Origin of the sequence: Klebsiella sp. K47 (assembly GCF_051858335.1) — a bacterium.
In the GTDB taxonomy this organism is placed as follows: Bacteria; Pseudomonadota; Gammaproteobacteria; order Enterobacterales; family Enterobacteriaceae; genus Klebsiella; species Klebsiella pneumoniae.
In genome coordinates this window covers 1-221 of record NZ_JBPYUI010000468.1, presented here as the reverse complement: position 1 = coordinate 221, position 221 = coordinate 1, and the positions used below count along the sequence as shown (strand labels likewise).

The 221-nt window shown below is 71.9% G+C and carries 1 protein-coding gene; it reads left to right on the top strand.

From position 1 onward, the window contains the following. Positions 1–221: glycine--tRNA ligase subunit beta (locus RRF55_RS28830; protein WP_439419419.1), on the top strand; the 221-nt coding region annotated here is incomplete at both ends.

Genomic DNA, 221 nt, shown 5'->3' with positions numbered 1-221 from the left:
GCCGCCACTACGCCCTCGCCGCGGGCGAGCCGAAGGAGATCGCGCTGGCCATCGACGAGGCCTACCAGCCGCGCTTCGCCGGCGACGACATCGCGCTGTCGCCGCTGGGCAATGTGCTCGCCATCGCCGAGCGACTGGATACGCTCGCGGGCGGTTTCGCCGCGGGCCTGAAGCCGACGGGCAACAAGGACCCGTTCGCGCTGCGGCGTAATGCGCTGGGA